The sequence below is a fragment of the Enterobacter sp. MGH 4 genome (assembly GCF_000534735.1).
Lineage (GTDB): Bacteria > Pseudomonadota > Gammaproteobacteria > Enterobacterales > Enterobacteriaceae > Enterobacter > Enterobacter intestinihominis.
The window spans coordinates 336,608-345,706 of record NZ_KI973295.1 but is presented as its reverse complement, the minus strand read 5'-3'; the positions used below and the strand labels follow the sequence as shown (position 1 = coordinate 345,706).

The window sequence follows — 9,099 nt, the reverse complement described above, 5'->3', positions numbered from 1 at the left end:
CTGGCGGCTTTAGCGCGGTGGTCCCACCTGACCCCATGCCGAACTCAGAAGTGAAACGCCGTAGCGCCGATGGTAGTGTGGGGTCTCCCCATGTGAGAGTAGGGAACTGCCAGACATCAAACAAGCAAAAAGGCCATCCGAAAGGATGGCCTTTTTGCGTTATGCCCTCAGCTAAACCAATTTCCTTATCAGATATTCCAACGAGTGCCGTTAATACCTTACTGACGTATTAAAGCGTCTTAACCCAGCTATAAATGAATTCACGGAATGCATAATGCTTACTCGCAGCAGCGTTAAATCAATTCAGTGATTCAGACTGAGGTTGTATAGGTAAGGAAATAGGGCTATAAAAAAACAGGATACTGAATCTAAAAATTATCTGATGATATCTGAGAGGGGAAATATACATCCCTTTGATTAGATAAAATAAAAGCGCGGCGATGGCCGCGCTTTTAAAAGTATTATTTAGTCAGGGCGACAATACCGAGAGTCAGGCCAGCTATTGCTGCGGCGCCACCGGCAATCGCACCTGCTGTTTCCCAGTTATCCTGGGTAGTCCCCTTCATACAGGTATTGGTGTGAACCAGTCGCCCCTGATCGTCGTATACCGGTACACAGGGAGAGTCGTGCGCGCAACCAGCAAGCAGCGCAGCGAGAAGTGCAACGGAAAGGAATCTTTTCATGATGTTACCTCAATATGATCGCTTATTCGCTTAAGAGCCGATGCGGCAATTTACGAATTGATGATTATTTTACCACCGCACTAATACCATACAGCACGGGGAATAATCTCAAATTGTGTGGATTGTAAAAATCATGGAGAAAAAAGAGGGGCGTTGATTATTTATGGAGGAAATGTGAAGAGATGTCTTTTTATTAGAATGCTGACAGGAAATTAAAAAGGCACCAGAGGTGCCTTTATGATTTTCATTAATCCTTATGCTTTGTAAACCGTCTCCGGACAACAACGAAGAAAACAGGAACAAAGAAAATAGCCAGCAGAGTGGCTGACAGCATCCCGCCCATCACGCCCGTCCCGACAGCGTTTTGTGCCCCACTACCTGCGCCACTACTGATGACCAGAGGCATAACACCAAGAATAAATGCCAGGGAGGTCATCAGGATAGGGCGCAGACGCATACGTGAGGCTTCCAGCGTGGCTTCAATAATCCCTTTGCCTTCTTTATCCATAAGATCCTTGGCGAACTCAACGATCAGTATGGCGTTTTTGGCTGATAAACCAATTGTCGTAAGCAGACCAACCTGGAAGTAAACGTCATTGTTCAACCCACGTATTGATGCAGCCAGAAGCGCGCCGATCACCCCCAGGGGCACAACCAGCATGACCGAGAATGGAATTGACCAGCTTTCATAGAGAGCCGCCAGACACAGGAACACCACAATCAGTGAAATGGCATACAGTGCTGGAGCCTGATTTCCGGAAAGACGTTCCTGATAAGACATCCCCGTCCAGTCGTAGCCAATTCCGGAAGGCAGTTTCGACGCAAGGCTTTCCATCATCTCCATTGCCTCACCGGTACTTTTGCCTGGCGCAGACTCACCGAGGATCTCCATTGATGGCATCCCATTGTAACGTTCCAGACGAGGTGAGCCGTACACCCAGTGAGAGCTACTAAAGGCAGAGAAAGGCACCATTTCGCCGTTAGCACTACGCACATACAGGTCGTTAATATCTCCTGGTAACATACGGAAGCGAGCATCAGCCTGGACATAAACTTTTTTCACGCGTCCATGATCGATAAAGTCGTTCACATAAGTGCCACCCAATGCTGTTGAGATGGTCTGATTGACATCAGATATGCTCACACCCAGCGCCTGGGCCTTCTCCTGGTCGACATCCAGTTTGTACTGTGGCGTATCTTCCAGTCCGTTAGGACGCACGCGGACCAGTAAGTCAGGATGTTCCCTTACCATGCCAAGCAGTTGGTTACGTGCCTGCGTGAGCTGCGTATGTCCCAGGTTTGCCTGGTCAATCAGTTCAAAGTCAAAGCCTGTTGCGGTACCCAGTTCAATAATGGCAGGGAGGTTAAACGGAAATACAAGACCATCTTTGATCTGGCTAAACGCTTTCGTTGCGCGGCTGACAATCGCCTCAACGCCGTTTTCCTTGCCCGGGCGTTCTTCCCATGGCTTCAGGCTGACGAAAGCGATACCGGAGTTCTGCCCCTGCCCGCTAAAGCTAAATCCGTTTACGGTAAAGACCGATTCAACGTTCGCTTTCTCTTTCGTCAGATAATAGTCCTGAACCTGATCGAGTACCTGCTGGGTACGCATCTGCGTCGCCCCTGCCGGCAGCTGAACCATCGTCATAAACACCCCCTGATCCTCTTCCGGCAGGAAGGAGGAAGGCAGGCGCAGGAACAGTACTGCCATGCCGCCGACGATGATGACGTAAACCAGCAGATAGCGTCCGGTCTTACGTAAAATGCCGCTCACGCTGTTGCTGTAGTGCTCCACGCTCTTATCAAAAAGCGCGTTAAACCAGCCGAAGAATCCACCTTTCTTTTCATGATGGTCGCTGGAAACCGGTTTGAGCAGCGTTGCACATAAAGCAGGCGTTAATATCAACGCCACCAGCACCGATAAGGCCATCGCGGAGACAATGGTCAGCGAGAACTGGCGATAGATAGCCCCGGTTGAACCTCCAAAAAATGCCATCGGAATAAACACCGCTGAAAGCACCATGGCAATGCCCACCAGAGCGCCCTGGATTTGCTCCATCGACTTCTGGGTCGCCTCTTTTGGCGGCAGCTTGTCCTCAACCATGACGCGTTCTACGTTCTCAACCACCACGATGGCATCATCGACGAGCAAACCTATCGCCAATACCATCCCGAACATCGTCAGGGTGTTAATGGAGAAACCAAACGCAGCCAGTACTGCAAAGGTACCCAGTAGCACCACGGGCACGGCAATAGTCGGAATAAGGGTCGCCCGCAGGTTTTGCAGGAACAAGTACATCACCAGGAACACGAGAACGATCGCTTCAAACAGCGTCTTCACCACTTCATGGATTGAGATCTTCACGAAAGGTGTGGTGTCGTACGGATAAACGACTTTCAGGCCCTGAGGGAAGAAGGGCTGCAACTGCGCCAGTTTACTCTTAATGGCGGCAGCGGTATCCAGCGCGTTTGCGCCAGTCGCCAGCTTGATCCCGAGCCCCGTTGCTGCCTGGCCATTGATTTTGGTGACCATGTTGTAGTTTTCGCCACCCAGCTCAATGCGGGCCACATCTTTCAGGTGGACCATTGAACCGTCCTGGTTCACCTTCAGCGTCACACGGCCAAACTCCTCCGGCGATTTCAGGCGCGTTTGAGCAATAATTGAGGCGTTCAGTTGCTGCCCTGGTACGGACGGCGTACCTCCCAACTGGCCCGCAGCAATCTGGTCGTTCTGCGTTTTCAGTTGGTTAATGACATCCAACGGCGTGAGCTGATATTTATTCATCGCGTTGCTGTCCAGCCAGATGCGCATTGCATACTGCGCACCGAACAGCTGCACATCACCGACGCCGGAAGTACGGCTGATCGCATCTTTTACGTTAGAAGCGACATAGTCGGAGATATCATCCTGAGTGAGGTTTTTATTATCCGACACAAATCCCGCGACCAGCAGGAAGCTGCTGCTGGATTTTTCCACGCCGATCCCCTGTTGCTGTACTTCTTGCGGTAGCAGCGGCATAGCGAGCTGGAGTTTGTTCTGAACCTGCACCTGCGCGATATCAGGATCCGTACCCGACTCGAACGTCAGGGTGATGGTGACGTTACCGGCAGAATCACTGGTGGACGACATGTACATCAGATTGTCGATTCCGTTCATGTTCTGTTCGATAACCTGCGTCACGGTATCCTGGACCGTCTGGGCATCAGCGCCAGGGTAGGTCGCTGTCACCGCAACTGCTGGCGGCGCAATGGTTGGATATTGCGCCACCGGCAGTTTTAAAATGGCCAGCCCTCCCGCAATCATCAGAATGATGGAGAGCACCCAGGCGAAAACAGGTCGTTGAATAAAGAAATTAGCCATCTCGTTATCCCTTAACTGGCTGGAGTCGCGGCGGTATCAGGAATAGCCACGACGGTGACGCCAGGGCGAACTTTTTGCAGGCCGCTGATAATGACGCGGTCGCCATTTTTCAGACCTTCCGTGATCAACCACCGATCGCCAATCGCCTGCGGTGCAACGACAGTGCGAGATTCCACCTGGTTTTTATCGTTTACCACAAGCACGGTTGCATCACCGCGAGGTGTACGGGTTACCCCCTGCTGGGGAACAAGGATGGCATCAGGCTGTGTGCCTTCGTCAATGCGTGCACGGACAAACATACCCGGTAACAGCATATGCTGAGGGTTAGGGAAGAGAGCGCGAAGGGTGATTGAGCCGGTACTTTCATCTACCGTGACATCAGAGAACTGGAGCGTTCCTTTCAGAGGATAAGGCTGGCCATTTTCCATCAGCAACTCAACGCTGCTGGTGTCTCCCTTTTGCAGGCTCGTCTGCTGCTTCAGACGCATAAAATCGCTGCTGGATTGCGTTACATCGACATAAATGGGATCGAGCTGCTGAACTGTCGCCAGTGCGGTTGACTGACCATTAGTGACTAACGCCCCTTCAGTGACGCTGGATTTGCCAATGCGCCCGTTGATTGGCGATGTGACTTTCGTATAAGCAAGATTGATCCGCGCGCTTTCAACGCCAGCTTTCGCGGCAACGACGCTTGCATCCGCCTGCTGGGCGGTTGCCACCGCCTGATCATACTCCTGCTTGCTCACATATTGCGTACCGACCAGCGGAAGGTAACGTTTTACCGTCAGATGGGCTATGTTTGCCGCAGCCTGCGCTTTTACCAGTTCACCTTTCGCATTGTCGTAGGCTGCCTGATAGGTGGCCGGATCGATCTGATAAAGTGATTCACCCGCTTTGACGTCGCTGCCTTCGGTAAAATTACGGTGCAGAATGATACCACTTACCTGGGGACGAACCTCCGCTACACGATAAGCGTCAGTTCTGCCTGGCAATTCCGTCGTTACGGCCAGTGGCGCGCTTTTGACAATATGAACACTGACCTGAGGAGCTTGCCCATGCTGCTGTGGGTTTTCTTGCCCATCGCACCCGGCGAGCAGTGCAGCACAGACAATGAAACCGGATAAGGGTAAGCGTCTGAAGTGATTCGTCATTACTGTTCCTTAAACTACCCTTGAACCGATATATGCCATAAGTCGGTGAAAGGGTGTGAGGCAAAAAAAGAAATGTAGCTGCGTATAATAATGAGGGTATTCAAGGTTTTTTAATTTATAAGTGCTGATGGAGGCAATAAAAAGCAAAATCAGATTCTGAACCAGTGTATTCGAAATCCGGCTTCTGTCAGGATAATCAACGGAATACTTATGAGTAAATACAAACTATTTATTTAATGAATTTGATTCGCTCAATTTATTCGTATGAATTATAAATTAAATGAATTGACTTTTTTTGTGCAAAACTAAAACGGGTTATGGTGAATACTTTGACTTACACGACCCTTTAATAACGTTTGATGTCGTATCAACCGTATAAGTAATGAGTAGCAGGCTATGGCGCGTAAAAAGAAAGAAGAGGCTCAAAAGACCCGGCAGCAGCTGATTGAAGCCGCTATCGGGCTATTCGCGACACGTGGCGTGGCTAATACCACGCTTACCGACATCGCCGATGCTGCTCAACTTACTCGCGGGGCGGTTTACTGGCATTTTTCGAGTAAAGCGGAAATATTTAACGCCATCTGGGAACAGCAATTGCCGCTGCGTGAAATGATTCGTGACAGGTTAATACTTTCTGAAAAAGATGACCCTTTGTTAATGCTTCGTGAACAGTTTATTGTCGCGCTGCAATATATTGCGAGCGAGCCACGTCAGTATGCTCTTTTACAAATTCTGTATCATAAGTGTGAATTTCATGACGATGTGATTTCAGAATGTGAAATACGCAAGCGGATCGGTTTAAACGATACTTATCTTCGCAGGACGTTGAGACAATGCGTTGCGCGTAGCATTATTTCTTCCCAAACTAATATTGAACTGGCGCTGATTGTTTTCCACGCATTTTTTAGCGGAGTCATTAAAAACTGGTTAATGGATAGCAACAGTTTTAATCTGTACAAACAGGCGCCGGCGCTGGTGGATAATATTCTTGCGACACTAAATATCACTCGAGTGGCGCCAGTGTTCTACGATACAGCCTCATGATTGCATACGGGATGGTGACATCTCCCCGTGCTGGCACTGTTCCATAATAGCCTGCGCGGTAATCGGTTTGCCCAGCAGATAACCCTGTAGCGTATTGCATCCCAGTTCTGTCAGAAAGGTCTGCTGCGCTGCGGTTTCGACCCCTTCTGCCACGACCTTCAGATTCAGCGTTTTTGCCAGGGCAATAATCGCCGAGACGATCGTCGCATCTTCACTCTCTCCACTTAACTCTTTTACAAAAGCACGATCGATTTTCAACTCGCAGGCAGGGAGTCGCTTAAGATAAAGAAGGCTTGAATAACCTGTACCAAAATCGTCTATCGAGGCTTTTACGCCCGCATCCGTCAGCGCTGTCAGGACACGAACGCTTTCGTCCGGATTGCTCATCGCCGTGGTTTCGGTCACCTCCAGGATCAACATGCCGGGCGGTACGCTATGGCGCGTCAGACAATCGAGAACCGTTTTAACCAGCGACGGCTGTTCGAACTGCAACGTAGAAAGATTCACCGCCATTGACCAGTCCGTGTGGCCCTGAAGGTGCCATTCTCGCAGCTGGCGGCAGGCCTCGTCGATTACCCAGTTTCCAATTGGAATAATCAGCCCGGTTTTCTCTGCAAGCGGTAGAAACAGGTCGGGGGGCAGTAATCCCTGTTTGGGATGCTGCCAGCGTAACAGCGCTTCGAATCCGATGACCGGCCCGGCAGGGGCGTGGAATTTAGGTTGATAAAGCAGACGTAACTCATTACGGTCGATGGCCTGCCACAGATCATTCATCAGCTGAAGATGCGTCTGCGCCAGCGTATTCATTGACGGCTGAAAGAAGTGATAACCGTTACGACCCATATGTTTCGTGTGGTACATCGCAGCATCAGCGTTAAACATCAGTTCACGATCGGTTTTGCCATCGTGTGGATAGAGCGCAATGCCAATGCTCAGGGTGACCATCAGTTCGTAAGGATCGAGATGGAACGGGCTATCAATGACGCGTACCAGTGAATTTGCCAGTGAGGCAGCATCATCCGGGGTAGTGGTTTCGGCCAGCAGGACGAATTCATCCCCACCGATACGCGCCAGCGTGTACTGACCTTTCAACTGCAACAGCAAACGCTGAGTCACCGCAACCAGAAGCTTGTCACCGACATCATGACCATAGGCATCGTTGACGGTTTTAAAGCCATCAAGATCCATAAACATCAGCGCGAAAGGGCTTCCTTCGCGATCGGCCTTGCTGATGGCCTGATCGAGGCGATCCTCAAGCAGAATACGATTGGGTAAGCGCGTCAGCGTATCATGCAACGCCAACTGAGCGAGTTCACGGTTAGCTTCTGCCAGTGATGAGGCCAGCAGCGAGGTACGAGCCTGAAGGCGGGCATCGAACATCGATACCAGCAGCGTAATCCCCAGAATAGCGAGCGCGACCACGCTAACCAGTATCGCCAGCCAGCTCCCGTTAATGCCATGATGGTGGACCATCGTCGACATTGGAAATTGTGCTGCTTCCATGCCGGCGTAATGCATGCCAGCGATAGCGATGCCCATGGTGATCGCCGCCCCCAGACGCATCAACGCCATTCGTGCAGCTTCCTGACGTAAACGGAACGTCAGCCAAAGAGCGGCCAGTGAAGCGGCAAGGGCTATGCCCACAGAGATAGCCATCCACGTTTTATCCCAGACAATACCCGGTGTGACCTCCAGGGCAGCCATACCGGTGTAGTGCATGGCAACTATGCCTGTACCCATCACGACGGCGCCAGGCAGCAGTCGGCGCAAATGTAGCTGCTCGCCGCTAACGAGCCACAGGGCGAACATTGACGAGCTGATGGCGATAATCATCGAAAGCACGGTCAGGGTCGCGTTGTAACTCATGCTCATGGAAAGATCCATCGCCAGCATACCGATGAAATGCATCGCCCACACGCCAATCCCCATCGAAACACCGCCACCTGCCAGCCAGACGCGTGCAGCGACGCCCTGGCTTCCGGCAACGCGCGCAGCCATATTCAGCGCGGTATAGGCGGCAAGAATGGCGACAATAAAGGAGATGACGACGAGGATTTGGTTGTATTGGCTAACCAGCATGGTCTGTTCACTCGTTGTGAGACGTTAAGCAAGAGCGGTTGGAAAGGGCACAGACATTATCATCGTCAGGAAATGACGAAAAGTGATTTAAGTCCCTGTTTTTATTGGGTGATAACAGAGGGGTACAGGATGGAAGAGGCTAGTCCAGCTCTGAGCAGTTGACCAGTTTTAGCGGGTTCACGGAATTCATATTGCGACATTTATCGGTTTCGGTGCTCATCAGTTCAATCCACTGCATCAGCAGCGCATCGAAAATGAAAACAGAGACAGCAAAAACGACCAGCCACCAGTATTTACGAATCATGTGTCATTCCGCGAAAAGAGAGCCTGTAAGGTGGTGGAAATATACACGAAAAGCGGGCGTTGAAAAGTGGGGAAGGAGAAGGTTTACAAAGCGTTGACGGTCGCTCATCCGGGCAATAAAAAAGGCGCTTCCCCATGCCGAAGAGCGCCTTTTTAAACAAGCAGTTAGTTAATCGAAATTAGTTCATGCCGTATTTTTTCAATTTCTTACGCAGGGTACCACGGTTGATGCCCATCATCAGGGCTGCGCGGGTTTGATTACCACGGGTGTATTGCATCACCATGTCCAACAGTGGCTGTTCAACTTCAGCCAGTACCAGCTCATACAGGTCATTAACATCCTGACCGTTCAGTTGAGCAAAATAGTTCTTCAGTGCCTGTTTAACCGAGTCACGCAGGGGCTTTTGAGTCACCTGATCCTGAGAGTTAACGGTAGAAACGGTCAGTACGTCAGAATTTACGCGTTGTTCGAACATAG

The 9,099-nt window shown here is 50.6% G+C and carries 7 protein-coding genes and 1 rRNA gene; 2 read left to right on the top strand and 6 right to left on the bottom strand.

From position 1 onward, the window contains the following. Positions 1–115: ribosomal RNA gene (gene rrf, locus L350_RS04470) — 5S ribosomal RNA — on the top strand. A gap of 346 nt (positions 116–461) precedes the next feature. On the opposite strand, the gene L350_RS04475 is transcribed toward rrf, so the two are convergent. From L350_RS04475 to L350_RS04485, 3 genes are all read right to left on the bottom strand, one after another. Continuing rightward, on the bottom strand, positions 462–683 hold the full coding sequence (locus L350_RS04475; RefSeq protein ID WP_003860364.1) for a lipoprotein: 222 nt from the start codon (positions 681–683) through the stop codon (positions 462–464). Between the two features lie 247 nt (positions 684–930). Beyond that, entirely contained in the window at positions 931–4,044 is a 3,114-nt protein-coding gene (locus L350_RS04480) for an efflux RND transporter permease subunit (protein WP_022649576.1), read from the bottom strand. An 11-nt stretch (positions 4,045–4,055) separates the two neighbouring features. Next, positions 4,056–5,195, bottom strand: a complete 1,140-nt coding sequence (locus L350_RS04485; protein WP_023298751.1) for an efflux RND transporter periplasmic adaptor subunit — start codon at positions 5,193–5,195, stop codon at positions 4,056–4,058. A gap of 396 nt (positions 5,196–5,591) precedes the next feature. Between L350_RS04485 and envR the strand changes: the two genes are divergently transcribed. Beyond that, entirely contained in the window at positions 5,592–6,239 is a 648-nt protein-coding gene (gene envR / locus L350_RS04490) for an acrEF/envCD operon transcriptional regulator (RefSeq protein WP_022649574.1), read from the top strand. Here the strand turns inward: envR and L350_RS04495 are convergent. From L350_RS04495 to fis, 3 genes are all read right to left on the bottom strand, one after another. Then, on the bottom strand, positions 6,234–8,318 hold the full coding sequence (locus tag L350_RS04495) for a putative bifunctional diguanylate cyclase/phosphodiesterase (protein WP_032626463.1): 2,085 nt from the start codon (positions 8,316–8,318) through the stop codon (positions 6,234–6,236). The genes envR and L350_RS04495 overlap by 6 nt on opposite strands. A 139-nt stretch (positions 8,319–8,457) precedes the next feature. Continuing rightward, complete coding sequence (locus tag L350_RS04500; protein ID WP_003860373.1) at positions 8,458–8,622, bottom strand: DUF2556 family protein; 165 nt, start codon at positions 8,620–8,622, stop codon at positions 8,458–8,460. 178 nt (positions 8,623–8,800) lie between these two features. After that, entirely contained in the window at positions 8,801–9,097 is a 297-nt protein-coding gene (fis, locus tag L350_RS04505; protein ID WP_000462905.1) for a DNA-binding transcriptional regulator Fis, read from the bottom strand. Between the last annotated feature and the right edge of the window lie 2 nt (positions 9,098–9,099).